The organism is Methylobacterium indicum, assembly GCF_001043895.1.
Classification (GTDB): Bacteria; Pseudomonadota; Alphaproteobacteria; order Rhizobiales; family Beijerinckiaceae; genus Methylobacterium; species Methylobacterium indicum.
Genome location: NZ_JTHF01000052.1, coordinates 1 through 14,234, shown reverse-complemented (window position 1 = coordinate 14,234; position 14,234 = coordinate 1). Strand labels below are relative to the sequence as shown.

Sequence of the window (14,234 nt, the reverse complement as noted above, 5' to 3'; positions counted from 1 at the left end):
GAGACCGTGCGATCATCCAGGCTTGACAGCGCGGGTAAAGGGTAGGACGCGCGACGCCGCCTCGCGGACGAATCGCGAAACGGGCGATCGTCGCACGGGCCCCCCCTCCGGTGGAGAACGAGGGCCCGTACTTCGGCGCGTCGCTCGACGAGGCGGTGCCGCCTGTGTCCTGCGCTCTACTCGGCGGCCTGCAGCCACTCCGCCTGCGGCGTCGCCTCCATCACCTCGTCGGTATGGACCTCGAACTTGGCGAGGCGGGCCGGGCCGAAGCTCGTCGAGATCGCCACGTCGGTGGCGTCGCGGCCGCGGGCGATCACGATCCGGCCGATCCGCGGGCGGTTGTGGCGGGCGTCGAACGTGTACCAGCGGCCGCCGAGATAGACCTCGAACCATGCCGAGAAATCCATCGGATCGGGCACCGCCGGCACGCCGATATCGCCGAGATAGCCGGTGCAGTAGCGCGCCGGAATGTTCATGCAGCGGCAGAAGGTGACGGCGAGGTGCGCGAAGTCGCGGCACACGCCCTCGCGCTGGTTGTACCCGTCCAGCGCGGAGCGGGTCGAATCGGCACGCTGGTAGTCGAACCGGATGTGGTTGTGGACGTAGTCGACGATCGCTTGCACCCGGGCCCAGCCTTCCGGGGTCTGGCCAAAGAGCTGCCAGGCGGTGTTCGACAGCTTGTCGGTGTCGCAGTAGCGGCTGGCGAGCAGGAACGGCAGCACGTCGTCGGGCAGGTCCTGGACCGGGTGCTGCACGGCGTCGGGCGCGTAGTCGTCGACGAGGCCGCTATCCTGCACGAGGCAATCCGCCGAGACCGTGATGCGGCCGCCCGGCGCGGTGAGGCGGGTGCAGACGTTGCCGAACGAATCCACGAAGGTGTGGGCGGGGACCGGCGGGTCGATGGTCATGGTGTCGGGCGTGATCAGGTCGCCGGCCCGGTCGGGATGCACGGTGAGCATCAGGACCATCGGGGTCGGGCCGGGCGTGTCGAAGGCGATCGAGTAGCCGGTGCGGATCTTCATCGTGGCGTCCACGTCAGTCGAAAAACGTGGAGCTTAAAGTCGGTACGGGCCCGGTTGTTCCGAGTTTTGGCCCGACCCGAACCACCGGTTGCGCCCAAATGTTGTGCAGGCGCCACACCTCCGGCCCCTGCGTCTGCTTCCCGACATCCGCGTCAGGTGCCCAGGATCGTGTCGATCAGGAGCTTCAGATTGAGGCCGACGATCACCGCGGCGATGAGCCAGGACAGGATCGTCAGCCAAGACGGGATGACGAACACGCCCATCTTGGAGCGATCCGAGACGAAGCGGACCAGGGGGATCACCGCGAAGGGCAGCTGCATCGACAGCACGACCTGGCTCAGCACCAGGAGCCGGGCGGTGCCGGCCTCGCCGTAGAGGCCCGTCACCACCACGACCGGCACGATGGCGATGCCGCGGGTGACGAGGCGGCGCGCCCAGTCGGGCAGGCGCAGCCTTAAAAAACCCTCCATGACGATCTGGCCGGCCAGCGTGGCGGTGACCGTCGAGTTGAGGCCGGAGGCGAGGAGGGCCAGCGCGAACAGGGTCGAGGCGAGGCCGATGCCGAGAAGCGGCGAGAGCAGGGCGTGCGCCTCCTCGATCTCCTGCACGCCGGTCTGCCCGGCGCCGTGGAAGACCTTGGCCGCCATGATCAGGATCGCGGCGTTGACGAAGAGCGCCAGCGTGAGCGCGATGGTCGAGTCGATGGTCGCGAAGCGGATCGCGCTGCGCCGGCCGGCCTCGTCGCGCGGATAGGCCCGGGTCTGCACGATCGAGGAGTGGAGGTAGAGATTGTGGGGCATCACGGTGGCGCCGATGATGCCGATGGCGAGGTAGAGCGCCGCCGGATCGGTGACGATCGTCGCCGAGGGCACGAACCCGCCGAGTACGTCGCGGATCGGCGGCGCCGCCATGGCGATCTGCACCGCGAAGCAGGCGAAGATGATCGTCAGGAGCGCGATCACGAAGGCTTCGAGCGCCCGGAAGCCCCGGCGCATCAGGAGCAGGATCAGCAGCACGTCGAGGCCGGTCAGCAGCGCACCGGCGAGCAGCGGCAGGCCGAACAGGAGCTTGAGGGCGATGGCGGTGCCGATCACCTCGGCGAGGTCGCAGGCGATGATCGCCGCCTCGCAGGCGAGCCAGAGCGCGATGCCGACCGGGCGCGAATAGGCGTCGCGGCAAGCCTGCGCCAGGTCGCGCCCGGTGGCGATGCCGAGCCGGGCCGCCAGCGCCTGGAGCACCACCGCCATCAGGTTCGACAGCAGGATGACGGCGAGCAGGGTGTAGCCGAACTGCGAGCCTCCCGCGATGTCGGTGGCCCAGTTGCCCGGATCCATGTAGCCGACCGAGACCATGTAGCCGGGCCCCAGGAAGGCGAGGAGGCGCCGGAACCAGGAGCCGGTGGCGAGCACCGGCACGCTCGCGTTCATCGCCCCGAGGCTCGGCTCCGCCACCCCGTCACCGGCGCGCCACGCTCGTCCGTCCCGCATCCGCCCGTGCTCCTCGTCCCGGCCCCGCTCGGGCCCGGCTCATATAGCCATTGCTATATTGATTTGAGAAGGCTGAATTCGAGGGGTTCAGGACCGCCGGTCGCGAAAGAAGTCGCGCAGGAGCGCCGCGGCCTCGCTCTCGCGCAAGCCGCCATAGACCTCCGGCGCATGGTGGCAGGTCGGCTGGTTGAAGAAGCGCGGGCCGTTCTCGACGGCGCCGCCCTTCGGGTCGGCGGCGGCGAAGTAGAGCCGGCGAATGCGCGCGAAGCTGATGGCGCCGGCGCACATCGCGCAGGGTTCGAGGGTGACGTAGAGGTCGCAGCCGGTCAGGCGCTCGTCGCCGATCGCCGCGCAGGCGGCGCGGATCGCCAGGATCTCGGCATGCGCCGTCGGATCCCGGTCGGCCCGGGGGCGGTTGCCGGCGACCGCCAGCACGGCTCCGTCGCGCACCACGACGGCGCCGACCGGGACCTCGCCGCGCGCCGCCGCCGCCCGGGCGGCGTCGAAGGCGAGGCCGAGGGGGTCCCGATGCGGAGCCCCGCTTGCAATCAGGTCACCCCTTGCAAAATCGCGCATCGGTTCCACTCGCCTGAACAAACCCCGTCTGGTATCAGGCCCGCATGAGCGACATCAACGACGACGAGACCGGGGCGCCGCAGCGGCGTCGCGGACGGGACGAGGCATCCGCGGGCTCCACCGGCGAGCAAGCTTCGAGCAGGAAGGCGGCCCCGCAGGCGGAGCCCGAGCCGGAGCGCATCGCCAAGGCGATCGCCCGGGCGGGCATCGCCTCGCGCCGCGACGCCGAGGCGATGATCGCGGAAGGCCGCGTGACCCTGAACGGCCAGCGCCTCGACTCGCCGGCCGTGAACGTGACCCCGAGCGACCGCATCACCATCGACGGCGAGCCGCTGCCGACCCGCGAGCGCACCCGGCTGTGGCTGTTCCACAAGCCGCGGGGCGTCGTCACCACCGCCCGCGACCCCGAGGGGCGCCAGACGGTGTTCGACGTGCTGCCCGAGGACATGCCCCGGGTGGTGGCGGTCGGCCGCCTCGACATCAACACCGAGGGGCTCCTGCTCCTCACCAACGACGGCGGGCTCGCCAAGGTCATCGCCCATCCGGAGACCGGCTGGCTGCGCCGCTACCGCGTGCGCGCCTTCGGCGACGTCGACCAGGCGATGCTCGACGGGCTGCGCAAGGGCGTCACCATCGACGGGATGGAATACGGCCCGGTCGAGGCGACGATCGACCGGGCGCAGGGCGACAACGTCTGGCTGACGCTCGGCCTGCGCGAGGGCAAGAACCGCGAGGTCAAGCGCATCCTCGAGCATCTCGGCCTCTCGGTGAACCGGCTGATCCGGCTCTCCTTCGGGCCGTTCCAGCTCGGCGAGCTCGAGGTCGGCCTCGTCGACGAGATCCGCACCCGCGTTCTCAAGGACCAGCTCGGCAACTCGCTGGCCGAGCAGGCCGGGGTCGACTTCACCAGCCCGGTGCGCGAGCCGATCGCGCCGTTCGGCTCGCCCAAGGCCGCCGCCCGCAAGGCGGCGCAGGAGAGCGCCCCCCGCGGGCGCGACCCGGCCCGGCCGCAATTCGGCAAGCCGCCGGCGGCGCCTGCGGCGCGGCGCGCCCCGTTGCGCACGGTGTGGCGCGATTCCGAGGCCGAGGCCGCCGGCGACCTGCCGAACCGCGGCCGGGTGCACCGGCGCGGCGACAGCCCGCAGGAGATCCGGGCCGCCATGGCGGACGCCCCGCGCAAGCGCGTCGGTGCCATCGCGTCGGGCGACCGCCGCGTGCTGGTCGAGCGTCTGGTGGCCCAGCCGCAGGAGGAGGCGACCCCGCATCGCCGCACCCGTTTCCGCAGCGACGACCGCGACGGTGCGTCGAGCCGGGCTCCGGGCGGCGACGACCGTCCGATGCGCCGGGACCGGGACGGCGGCGCGCCGCGGGGCGGCGCCAAGGCCGGTCTCGGCGACGAGGGCGGGCGCGGCCGCGGCTTCGGCCGGTCCGGCGGACGCCCCGAGGGCGGCGAGGGCCGCGGCTTCGGGGGGAACAAGAGCTTCGGCGGCCGTGGCGGCGAAGGCCGCTCGTTCGAGGGCCGGTCCGGCGGCGAGGGTCGCTCCTTCGGCGGCGGGAATCGCGGCTTCGGCGGTAGAAGCGACGGGCGCTCGGGTGGCGAGGGTCGTTCCTTCGGCGGCGAGGGTCGCGGCCCCGGCGGCGGCCGCTCGTTCGAGGGGCGGTCCGGCGGTGAGAACCGCGGCTTCGGCGGCAGAGGAGAGGGCCGTTCGGGCGAAGGGCGATCGGGCGGCGGTGGTCGTTCGTTCGAGGGCCGTGCCGGTGGCGGGGAAGGCCGTTCGTTCGGTGGGAAGTCCTTCGGCGGCAAGTCCTTCGGCGACAAGCCGGGGGGCAAGTCGTTCGGCGGCAAGCCCTTCGCCGGCAAGCCCGGGGGCGGCAAGTCGTTCGGTACCAAGTCGTTCGGGGCGAAGTCGTTCGGCGGCAAGAGCGAGGGCGGTCCCGGCGGCGGCCGGCCGGGCGGGAAGTCCTTCGGCAAGCCGGGCGGCGGGTTCCGCTCGGGCGGCGCGGGCGGGGGCAAGCCCGGTGGGCGCGGCGGCCGTCCCGGTGGCGGCGGTGGCCGTCCGCCGCGCGGCGCCTGAGTCCGAGACGATGCGGATCGTCGGAGGATCCTTGCGGGGCCGGGCTCTCGCCGGGCCGCGCAGCGATGCGATCCGGCCGACCTCGGATCGGCTGCGCGAGGCGATGTTCAACGTCCTGGCGCACGCCTACGACGACCCGGTCGAGGGCGCCCGCGTCCTCGACCTGTTCGCGGGGACGGGCGCGCTGTCCTGCGAGGCGATCTCGCGCGGCGCCGCCTTCGCGCTTCTCGTCGACGACGGGGCGGAAGCCCGCGGCGTGATCCGGTCGAATCTCGACGCCCTCGGGCTCGGCGGCACGACGCGCCTGTTTCGCCGCGACGCCACGCGCCTCGGCGCGGCGCCCCCCGGTGCGCCGTTCGGGCTCGTCTTCTGCGACCCGCCCTACGGACGCGACCTCGCCCCCAAGGCGCTGAGCGCGGCCGCGGAGGGCGGCTGGCTCGTCCCCGGCGCACTGGCCGTGGTGGAGGAGGCGGCCTCCGCCGCGCTCGCCGCGCCGGACGGCTTCATCGAGATCGAGCGCCGAACCTACGGCGAGACGCAAGTGGCGTTCTGGCGCTTCAGCGCGGCTTGACCATTTCCTCAAGGGCGGGGGCGAAGCTCGACGCCGCGACGCCGACGCCCCTCGCCGCCCGGTAGGCCCGGCCGACCCGCTCGCCGTTCGTCACCGCGGTGTGGATGCCGACGAGCGCGGCAGTGCCGCTGGCCTCCAGCAGCAGGACCGGCGCCCCGGATTCCCCCGACATCGACTCGCAGGAATCGCTGAGCAGGCCGGCCGAGGGTGCGTCGATCCGGGCGCTGCAGCCGCGATCGATCACCGGCAGGTAGGGCCGGTCGGCGGCGTAGCCGGCCAGCACCACCACGGCGCCGGGCCGGCTGCCCGGCAATTCGGACCCCGGCAGCACCCGCCAGGGGACTGGCCGGCCGGGAAGAGGCTGGCGCAGGGTGAGGATCGCCCAGTCCCGTCCGACCATTCCGGGTGCGATGCCGCCGCCGGAGGGCCGTGCCGCCGCCCGCCAATCGATGCCCGGGGCGAGCCGGATCGCCTCGATCTCGGCGGTGCCGGCATTCGCGTCCCGGGCCTGGCCGGCGACGAAATGGACCTGGTGCGGCTTCACCCAGCCGTCGATCCGGGCATCGAACAGGCAATGGGCGGCGGTCAGGACGTGGCGCGGCCCGACGAGGGTCCCGGTGCAGTGGCTGCGATGGGCCGGCCCCTGCACCACGTTGACCCGGCCGATCGCCGTGAACGGCCAGGTGGTCGGCTCGAGCGGCACGCGCCGGTCGGGGGACGGGGCCTGCCCCTGGAGCGCGATCCCGATCGCGACGGCGGCCCACCGTCCCGATCCCATCGAATTCCGCAACGTCATCGATCGTTCCGTGTTCTGCGGCCCGGCCGGCCGTGATCGACAAGGTATCGCGAAGACGAGGGCAGAGGAGCCCGATCGCGAGCATGCCGCCCTGACCTCTGCCGGGCCGCCGCCGTCCGGCCCTGGTCGGATCGGGACGGCTCCGCGACCGCGTACTCATAAATCGTTCATCTTCGTTACGAAGCCCGGAACTGTCGGGGCGCCGTCGAGGTTAATCGGCCGCGTACCAGTACAGATCTTCCAAACCCCACCGACGTCCCCACTGGAGAGGCCCGATGCCGCTGCCCCAGACCATGCCGGCTGCCCGGTTGCGCGCCATTCTCCTCACCGTCACGTCGGGATGCCTCCTGATCGCTTCTCAGGCGGGAGCCCGGGCGGCCGATGGGGACGGCCTCGACTTCCTGCGCCAGATCTTCAACCCGCCGCCGGCCTACGCTCCGGCGCCCGTGGCCCAGCCCTCGGTGGTCCAGCCCTACGACGCGCCGATCCGCCAGCGTGTGAGCCGGCGCAATCGCCTTGCGGTCCAGGCCAAGGCCCTGCGCGGCCGCACCCGCTACGTCGCGCTGCCCAAGGCCGAGGTGAAGCCCGAGAAGGCCGATACCAAGCCCCTGGCCATCGCGGTGTCGCCGCTCAAGGATCTCGATGCCCGCACCGCGCTCATGCGCGACCCGACCCTGCGGTCCGGCGACATCGTCATCATGCCGGAAGGGCCGCGGGTGTTCCACGGCGATTCCGGCACCGACCGGCACAAGATGAGCGACTTCCAGGACGTGAACCGTCCCGGCGTGGTGGCGAGCAAGACCCGCAAGGAGCTGCTGGCGATGACCGCGCCGATCGGGGCATTGCCGGCCGACGCCGCCCGGCGGCTGATGGCACGCTACCAGAAGGCCGGCCCGGCGACGGAGGCGGTCACCCGCGCCGAGGCGACGCTGACCCGCGTGGTCTATCCGGCGCGCTGACCGGCGCGACCTCCCGGCCGTACACGCCCTGCGGCAACGAGGGTGTGGCTGGCTCTGCCGTAGGCCGGGCGAGGCGGTGCGGCGCTTGCTAGAATGCGGCGGGTCGCAGGCAGGCGGCCCGTCGTACCGAGTCGAGTTCCCATGTCGATCCTGAGCAGGTTTGCGTGCCGCGCGCGGTCCTCCAACGAGAACCTGCGACGCCGGGCGCGACTGCACCCGCCGATGACCCTCGCCCTGCTCGGGGCGCTCGCCGTGTTCGGACCTGTCATGGGGACCGCCCAGGCCGCCGAGGGCACCGTGCTGGTGGCCCAGTGCAAGGTCCTGCTGCGCAGCGCCAAGACCCGCGGCGATCAGGTCGAGTTCCGCCAGGATCCGGAGACCGTCGGCTGCTGGTCGTTCATGGGGGCCGTCCAGGATCTCGCCGGCGTGGCCGAGATCGCCAACCAGCCGCCGATCCTCGGTGCCTGCCTGCCGCCGGACGGCAATCGCCTTCAGCTCGTTCGCGCGGTCGTCGCCTACGGGACCGCCCATCCGCCGGTCCTGCGCGAGCCGGCCGGGGTCCTGGCGCTGCTCGCCCTGCGCGATGCGTTTCCGTGCCGCAAGGACTGACGGCCGACGGGATCATCACGACCGGCGCGGCTATCGCCTTGTCCCAAAAAAGGTTCCCGGGAATATTTGCAACGGCTGCGCTTGCTGCCGTCCGGTCTCTCCATACTCTTACCCGGTACGGAAGGCGCGGATGCATCCACGCCTCTCTCCCACCGACCGGAGGATGAGCATGGCCAAGGCGGACAGGCACAGCATGGGGCCCGGGGCGCAGGGCAAGGGCTCCGGCACCGGGGCGATGACCGAGCTGCCCGAGGGCATCCTCGAGGAGAACATGGTCCTCAGCAACCGCGACAAGTCCCAGCACGGCACGGCGCGCGGGCTCGACGGCAAGCACGTCCAGACCGAGCAGTACCACGACCACGCCGGCAATCGGCGCAACTTCGACCAGACCCTGCCCGATCGTGGAGAGCAGAACACCAGCGGCGCCGAGGCCCCGATGACGACCGTCTCGGGCGAGGACAGTGCGCTCGATCGGCAACGGACATAGAGGGTCACGAGTCTCATCCCCGTCCCGCCGGGACGGGGATTTTCCGCGCGGGCAGGACCTTCAGGCGTTGCCGCGCAGGCCGTTGGCGAGATTGCGGTTGATTTCGATCAGCGCCGTCAGCTTGTCGGCGCTCGGATCGACCAGCACGTCGAGCGTGCGGGTGAACACGAAGGCGCCGAGCTGGGCCATGGAGACCTTGAGTTCCTGCGGCAGGGGCGAATCCGCTTCGGTCGCGGATGTGGCGAGAAGCGTCCAGACCTTGCGGTTGTAGCCGAGCGCGTCGTCCAGTGTCATGAGGTGCGCACCCCAGTTGTCCTGGACGGCCTGCATGCCGACCGCGGCCTTGATCAGGATCGCGGCCTCCGCCTCGCGGGGTGTCAGCGCCACCTGGGACGTGCGCGCGTAGGCGTTCGCCGCGTAGCTCATCGTCTTGCGTCTCCGGCGGGCCAGCGATGGCCCGGCGGCAGGTCTGCCATCGATTTGTTAAGCTTGAGTTGTGAAAGAACCGACGTTGCGGCGTTCCCACCAGCCCGGACAGGCGGGACGGAGAGGCAGGATCGCCCTCAAACCGCTACGATGTCGGCGCAAGGACCGGCCACTATGCTGAACTTTCTCCTCGGCGCCGTCGCGGGCGCATTGATGGCCGCCGTCGCGACGGTCGCGGCCCTGCGTAACCCGGACGTCCAGGTGAGGATGGGGATGGTCCGGCCCGAGCCGGTCATGGTCCAGACGAAGCGCCCGGACCCCGTCTGCCCGCCGGCGCCGCCGGTGCAGGTGCAGGCGGCAAGCCCGCAGGTCGGTCAGCCGGACATGCTGTTTGCCCGGCGCCGCTTCTGGTCGGTGGCGCCTTGAGGCCCGGCGCACACCCGACGGAAAACCGATGATCAGACGCTGCTCAGCAGCAGCATCACGACGGTGGTGGCCGCCGTCGAGCCGAGGAAGCCGCAGAGCGCCGCCGTGAAGGAATGGGCGCCGGTGGTCGGGGTCGCGAGGCGGGACTCGGTCGAGGCGTGGCTGGCGCTGGTCATGGCGAAAGATCCGATCTGGCGCGCCGACTCACGGCACCGCCCGGCAAGAGGAATGGGTTAAGCTTCGATGAAACGGTGTGCGCTACGGCACACGGTCAGTCGCAGCGGAAGAAACGCTTCTCCTGCCGCACCGAGCGCAGGGCGCTCTTGAGGTCGACCGAGGCGACGTTCAGGCCGCAATCGTCGAGCTTGTCGCGGGCATCCTCGTAGCGGTCCTCGGCATCGCCGAGGTTGTCGCAGACCCGGTCGCGGTCGCCGATGCGGGCATCCTGGCGGGCCTGGAAGCGGAGGGCACCGGCTTCGTCGATCTTGCGCTGGGCACCGATGCAGACCGGCTGCGCCAGGGCAGGTCCGGCGGCGAGGAGCAGGACGGCGGCGACGGGCCAGCCGAGCGGGAGACGACGCGTGAAGGTCATCGTTGAACTCGCGTACTGATTCGGGGTCCGAAGCTGCGGCGATCCGCCTCAAGGATGAAGGCCGATGCCAAGCTTGCTTATTGTGACCGAGGAACGTCGGGGGCAGCCGCGAGGTTCCCCGCAAAACTGCCCGGATGCTCGGCAGTACGCTGCGCAGGGGCTCGCATGGCGGGCCGACTCAGGCGGTCTTGCGCCGCCGGCGGGTCGCGCGGATCGTCTCCAGGGTGACCGGGCGGAACTCCCGGGCGTCGACGCCGACATCGTATTGCCGGGTCGCCGGCGTGAGCTTGCCGTGGGAATGGCCGTGCAGGTTCACGACCCCACGGCCCATGCGGTTCCAGGTCCTGAACGCGTAGTGGCACAGGACGAGGTGCTGCCCGTCGACATCGATCTCGGCGTAGTGGGCCGTGCTGAGCCAGCCCGGCGCGGCGAGCGTCGCCGGCCCGTCGTTATTGCCGACGATCAGGTGCTTGTGCCCGTTCAGGGCGGCGAGCAGGGCGCATACCCGCTCCGGCGGCGGGCCGAGGGCGAAGTCGCCGAGGTGCCACACCGTGTCGCCCGGCTCCACCACGGCGTTCCAGTTCTCGATGAGGACGGCGTCGTGGGTCGCGAGGTCGGGGAAGGGCCGGCGATCGATGCGCAGCACCCGGGGGTCGCCGAAATGGGTGTCGCTAGTGAAGTAGGTCGTCATGCGCCGTCCGGTCGGGCGCCCGGCGGGAGCCGGGCCGCCGACCGGAATGCCCGGCTGGCGGCCCGGTTCCGGCCGCGCGCCGGGTTCCGGGTCGTCGGCCTCAGTTGAATCGCACCGGCAGGGTGAAGCTCTGCTGCGCGCCGGTGAACTCGGGCGGTGCCGGCGGCAGGCTGCCGGAGGCCGCCGCTACGGCCGCGGCGTCGATACTGCCGTTGCCGCTGCTGCCGGCGAGCGAGGCGCCGAGCACCCGGCCGGACCGGGACACGGTGAACCGGACCGTTGCGGTACCGCTCGCCCCGACGCTGCGGACGCGGCCCTGGATCGCCCCGCGCACCATCGCGCCCCACATCCGGGCGGCGTTGGCGCTCGCCGCCGCCGAGGAGCCGCCGTCGTTCATCCGCGAGGCGGAGGCCGCGGCCCGGCGCTGACGGGCGGCTTCCAGGCGGCGCTCGGCGGCCTGCTCGGCCTCGCGCTTGACGTCGCGCGTGGGCTTCGGCGGCGGCTTCCTCGCCTCGACGGGCTTGGGCCTCTCGACCGGCTTCGGCCGCTCGACGGGCTTGGGCTTGGCCACGGGCTTCGGGACCGGCTTGGGCTCGGGCTTGGGTTCGGTCACCGGGCGGGCCACGACGGTCGCGGGTGCGTCCTGGGCGGTCGAGGTGACGACCTGCTCCTCGGGCTCCTGCACCGCCTCGGTCACGGGTTCGGGCGGCTTCTCCATCGGCACCGTCTCGGCCGGAACCTGCTCGACCGGCGTCTCCTGCGGCGTCTCCTCGACCTTGGTCTCGGGCGGCGGCGGCGTCTCCACCGGCACGGTGTCGGAGGGCGGCTCGGCCGTCGGCGTCGTGGTCGGCGCGGTCACGTCGGTCGGCGTCGGCGTGGCCTCGCTGTCCTTCGACTCGTTCGGCACGTCGACCGCCGCGAGATCGGGCGCGAGATCGATGGTGATCTCGTTCTCGCCCGGCGGGGTCGGGGCGGCACGCCAGTAGGTGAGGGCGAACAGGCCGCCGGCATGGAGGGCGAGCGCCACCAGGAAGGCGAGGCCGAGCCCCGTTCCCGGCTCGCGCGGCTCGGGCGCGTCGGTCGTCACGGTCTGGCTCATCGAATCAGCGCGGGGCCGCCGGGGCAGGGGCAGACGCAGCGGGTGCACCCGAGGGCGCGTTGGCGATCAGGGAGACCTTGGCGAAGCCGGCCTGGCCGACGAGGCCCATGACCTCCATCACCTTGCCGTAGGGCACGTCCTTGTCGCCGCGCACCAGCACGGTCTGGCCCGGATCCTCGGCCGCCGCCTGCTTGAGGCGCGCGAGCGCCGTGTCGGCCGGCAGCGGCTCCTTGGCGAGGAAGGCCTGGCCGTCCTTGTCGACCGAGACGACGACGGGCTTCTTCGATTCGGCGCTCTTGGCGGCGGCGGTCTTCGGCAGCTGCACCGGCACGCCGACGGTCATGAGCGGTGCGGCGACCATGAAGATGATCAGGAGCACCAGCATCACGTCGACCATCGGGGTGACGTTGATCTCGGACATCGGCGCGGCGTCGAAGCCATCCTCGTCGCCGGCGCCGCCCTGCACAGGTCCCATACCCATCTGGCGGGCCTCTCCCGGAGCCTGCCGCTTGAGGACAGGCGAAGTCGTGAACTCGACGGGCGCGGGGCAGGACCCCGCGCGGATTTCGCGTGCTGCGCGCCTACTCGGCGGCGGCGCTGCGGGCGTGGTGGGTGCGGTCGCGGGCCAGCCGGTTGCCCAGGGTCTGGATCCCGGCCACGAACGACCCCTGCACCTTGGCGAGATCGGTCGAGAACTTGTTGTAGGCAAGCACCGCGGGGATCGCGACGACGAGGCCGATCGCGGTGGCGAACAGCGCCTCCGCGATGCCCGGTGCCACCACGGCGAGGCTGGTGTCCTGGCTCTTCGCGATCGACGAGAACGAGTTCATGATGCCCCAGACCGTGCCGAACAGGCCGATGAACGGCGCCGCCGAGCCGGCGCTGGCCAGGAACGGCAGGCCGATCTGGAGCCGCTTCAGGTCGAGGGTGAGGGCGGCCCGCATGGCGCGCTCGATGCGCTCGCGCCGCTCGGCCCGGGTCTCGCTCGCGTCCTGGTCGCGCCAGGCCTCCTGGGCGGCGGCCACCACCCGGGCGGAGATGCCCGAGCGCGCCTCCGGCATGCCGCCGCTGGCGACGAGGCGGCCGAAGGCCTTGGCCTGGCGGCGGGCCCCGGCGATGCGGACCACCTTCTCGATGATGATCGTCCAGGAGACCAGGGAGGCCAGGACCAGGAGGATCATCACCCCCTTCACGATCGGATCGGCCTGCAGGAAGAGGCCGAGGAAGGAGAAGTCGTGGCCGGCAGTCGCGGCGGGCGCGGTGGTCGGATCCATCTCGGCGGTCTCCGGGAGCAGGGATGTGGGGGAAGCGGCGGTCAGCGCACGAACGGCGCGGCGCCCTTGGCGGAGGACGGCTCGATGCGCTCGAGGCAGGATTCGCGGGTCAGGTCGTGCCCCTCGCAGGCCGCCACGTCGTTGAGCAGCACGCGGCCGACCTGGGCGCAGGGGGTGGGAGCGATCTCGAACTGGCGGAGCGCCGTCTTGCGAGCCGGCACCGGGCCGAGTTCGACCATGCTGCGCTTCTGCACCACGCCGTCGGTGTCGAAGGCGTAGAGGTCGAGGCGCAGCGACTTGATCGCGCCGCCCTTGCCGTTCTCGACGATCATCACCGCCTTGCAGGTGTCGCCCGCGGTCTCGAGCTTGTTCAGCTCGACGCGCAAAGGTGCGCCCGCGCCGGCCGGGGTCGCGGCCGCTTGCGTCACGGTCGCCTGGGCCCCGGTCGCCTGGGCCTCGGTCGCCTGGGTCCCGGTCGCGGCAGCGGGCTGAGCCGCGGCGGCGAGCAGCACCAGCGACGGGACGAGGCGGAAGGCCAGGCCGGGGATCCGACCCCGGCGCCGCGGCAACCCTTGCGTGAGCACGTCTCGAACTCCTCTGGACGGCGAACGCGAACGGGCCGTCCACGCGCGGACCGTCGTCCCTGGCGGGCGACGGCGCGACGCCGTTTGCGGCTCCCGCTCCTGTTCGTCGGACAAGGCCGGTTCCGGCCCGGGCAAGCCCCGGACCGCCGGCAGAGACGAACTAGCGAGGGGACCGGGCCGGATCAAGGCCGCCGGCGAAACTCAGAGGAATTCCAATCTGTTACACGGGCTAGGGAAGATTCGGCAATTTCGTTGCCGCCCGAACCTCTACTTCTTCGTGGTCTCCGGGGCGGCATCCGGCGACTTGGCCGGCGCCTTGCTCTCCGCCGGCTTGCCCTCGGAAGTCTTGCTGTCGGAACCCTTGCCCTCGAAATCCCTGCTCTCCTGGACCTTCGGCTTGCGGGCCTGCTCGACGGCCTCGGCCTTCTCCTCGTCGGTGTCGCCGCCCTGGTCGATCGCCCGCTCGGGATCGGCGATCAACCCGCGCAGGACCGCCAGGACCTGGGCGCAGACCTTCGGGTGCTTGTAGGTGTCGAGCACCACCGCGGCGTCGCGCAGGG

General features: G+C 71.9%; 18 protein-coding genes and 1 pseudogene. 6 read left to right on the top strand and 13 right to left on the bottom strand.

Translation table 11 applies throughout. The annotated features are described in order from the left end of the window. Positions 1-176: 176 nt before the first annotated feature. The 3 genes from QR78_RS06510 to QR78_RS06500 all read right to left on the bottom strand — a co-directional run bounded on the left by QR78_RS06510 (position 177) and on the right by QR78_RS06500 (position 3,085). Complete coding sequence (locus tag QR78_RS06510; RefSeq protein WP_048426693.1) at positions 177-1,022, bottom strand: transglutaminase-like domain-containing protein; 846 nt, start codon at positions 1,020-1,022, stop codon at positions 177-179. Positions 1,023-1,174: 152 nt separating this feature from the next. Further along, complete coding sequence (locus QR78_RS06505) at positions 1,175-2,509, bottom strand: Nramp family divalent metal transporter (RefSeq protein WP_048426692.1); 1,335 nt, start codon at positions 2,507-2,509, stop codon at positions 1,175-1,177. Positions 2,510-2,596: 87 nt separating this feature from the next. Then, positions 2,597-3,085 (bottom strand): nucleoside deaminase, encoded by a 489-nt coding sequence (locus QR78_RS06500; RefSeq protein ID WP_048426691.1) that lies wholly within the window; start codon positions 3,083-3,085, stop codon positions 2,597-2,599. 44 nt (positions 3,086-3,129) lie between these two features. On the opposite strand from QR78_RS06500, the gene QR78_RS06495 reads away from it, so the two are divergent. Next, complete coding sequence (locus QR78_RS06495) at positions 3,130-5,160, top strand: pseudouridine synthase (RefSeq protein ID WP_125900994.1); 2,031 nt, start codon at positions 3,130-3,132, stop codon at positions 5,158-5,160. A gap of 10 nt (positions 5,161-5,170) precedes the next feature. Next, positions 5,171-5,731 carry a 16S rRNA (guanine(966)-N(2))-methyltransferase RsmD gene (gene rsmD / locus QR78_RS06490; protein ID WP_048426738.1) on the top strand — a complete coding sequence of 187 codons (561 nt, stop codon included), beginning with the start codon at positions 5,171-5,173 and terminating at the stop codon, positions 5,729-5,731. Here rsmD and QR78_RS06485 read toward each other — a convergent pair. Further along, positions 5,718-6,527, bottom strand: a complete 810-nt coding sequence (locus QR78_RS06485; RefSeq protein ID WP_048426690.1) for a trypsin-like serine peptidase — start codon at positions 6,525-6,527, stop codon at positions 5,718-5,720. The genes rsmD and QR78_RS06485 overlap by 14 nt on opposite strands. A 275-nt stretch (positions 6,528-6,802) precedes the next feature. On the opposite strand from QR78_RS06485, the gene QR78_RS06480 reads away from it, so the two are divergent. The 3 genes from QR78_RS06480 to QR78_RS06470 all read left to right on the top strand — a co-directional run bounded on the left by QR78_RS06480 (position 6,803) and on the right by QR78_RS06470 (position 8,582). Continuing rightward, positions 6,803-7,486: a hypothetical protein gene (locus QR78_RS06480; RefSeq protein WP_048426689.1), complete on the top strand. Its 684-nt coding sequence runs from the start codon at positions 6,803-6,805 to the stop codon at positions 7,484-7,486. Between the two features lie 222 nt (positions 7,487-7,708). Next, positions 7,709-8,095: a Rap1a/Tai family immunity protein gene (locus QR78_RS06475; RefSeq protein WP_048426688.1), complete on the top strand. Its 387-nt coding sequence runs from the start codon at positions 7,709-7,711 to the stop codon at positions 8,093-8,095. A gap of 169 nt (positions 8,096-8,264) precedes the next feature. Further along, entirely contained in the window at positions 8,265-8,582 is a 318-nt protein-coding gene (locus QR78_RS06470; protein WP_048426687.1) for a hypothetical protein, read from the top strand. Between the two features lie 60 nt (positions 8,583-8,642). Here the strand turns inward: QR78_RS06470 and flaF are convergent, their stop codons facing one another. Beyond that, positions 8,643-9,008, bottom strand: a complete 366-nt coding sequence (gene flaF, locus QR78_RS06465) for a flagellar biosynthesis regulator FlaF (RefSeq protein WP_048426686.1) — start codon at positions 9,006-9,008, stop codon at positions 8,643-8,645. Between the two features lie 174 nt (positions 9,009-9,182). On the opposite strand from flaF, the gene QR78_RS06460 reads away from it, so the two are divergent. Then, positions 9,183-9,434, top strand: a complete 252-nt coding sequence (locus QR78_RS06460) for a hypothetical protein (protein ID WP_048426685.1) — start codon at positions 9,183-9,185, stop codon at positions 9,432-9,434. Positions 9,435-9,466: 32 nt separating this feature from the next. Here QR78_RS06460 and QR78_RS35455 read toward each other — a convergent pair whose 3' ends face one another. The 8 genes and pseudogenes from QR78_RS35455 to QR78_RS31825 all read right to left on the bottom strand — a co-directional run. Next, positions 9,467-9,610 carry a hypothetical protein gene (locus QR78_RS35455; RefSeq protein WP_167349667.1) on the bottom strand — a complete coding sequence of 48 codons (144 nt, stop codon included), beginning with the start codon at positions 9,608-9,610 and terminating at the stop codon, positions 9,467-9,469. Positions 9,611-9,705: 95 nt separating this feature from the next. Then, positions 9,706-10,026, bottom strand: a complete 321-nt coding sequence (locus tag QR78_RS06455; RefSeq protein ID WP_048426684.1) for a hypothetical protein — start codon at positions 10,024-10,026, stop codon at positions 9,706-9,708. 178 nt (positions 10,027-10,204) lie between these two features. After that, on the bottom strand, positions 10,205-10,717 hold the full coding sequence (locus QR78_RS06450) for a metallophosphoesterase family protein (protein ID WP_048426683.1): 513 nt from the start codon (positions 10,715-10,717) through the stop codon (positions 10,205-10,207). Positions 10,718-10,817: 100 nt separating this feature from the next. Then, a complete protein-coding gene (locus QR78_RS36435) occupies positions 10,818-11,816 on the bottom strand; it encodes an energy transducer TonB (protein ID WP_048426737.1) in 999 nt (332 codons plus the stop codon). Positions 11,817-11,820: 4 nt separating this feature from the next. Continuing rightward, complete coding sequence (gene tolR / locus QR78_RS06440; RefSeq protein ID WP_048426682.1) at positions 11,821-12,297, bottom strand: protein TolR; 477 nt, start codon at positions 12,295-12,297, stop codon at positions 11,821-11,823. 100 nt (positions 12,298-12,397) lie between these two features. Beyond that, positions 12,398-13,090 (bottom strand): MotA/TolQ/ExbB proton channel family protein, encoded by a 693-nt coding sequence (locus QR78_RS06435; RefSeq protein WP_048426681.1) that lies wholly within the window; start codon positions 13,088-13,090, stop codon positions 12,398-12,400. A 41-nt stretch (positions 13,091-13,131) separates the two neighbouring features. Next, positions 13,132-13,674 carry a Tat pathway signal protein gene (locus tag QR78_RS06430; RefSeq protein ID WP_244276353.1) on the bottom strand — a complete coding sequence of 181 codons (543 nt, stop codon included), beginning with the start codon at positions 13,672-13,674 and terminating at the stop codon, positions 13,132-13,134. Between the two features lie 267 nt (positions 13,675-13,941). Beyond that, a pseudogene (locus tag QR78_RS31825) lies at positions 13,942-14,234 on the bottom strand (hypothetical protein); the annotation flags it as partial.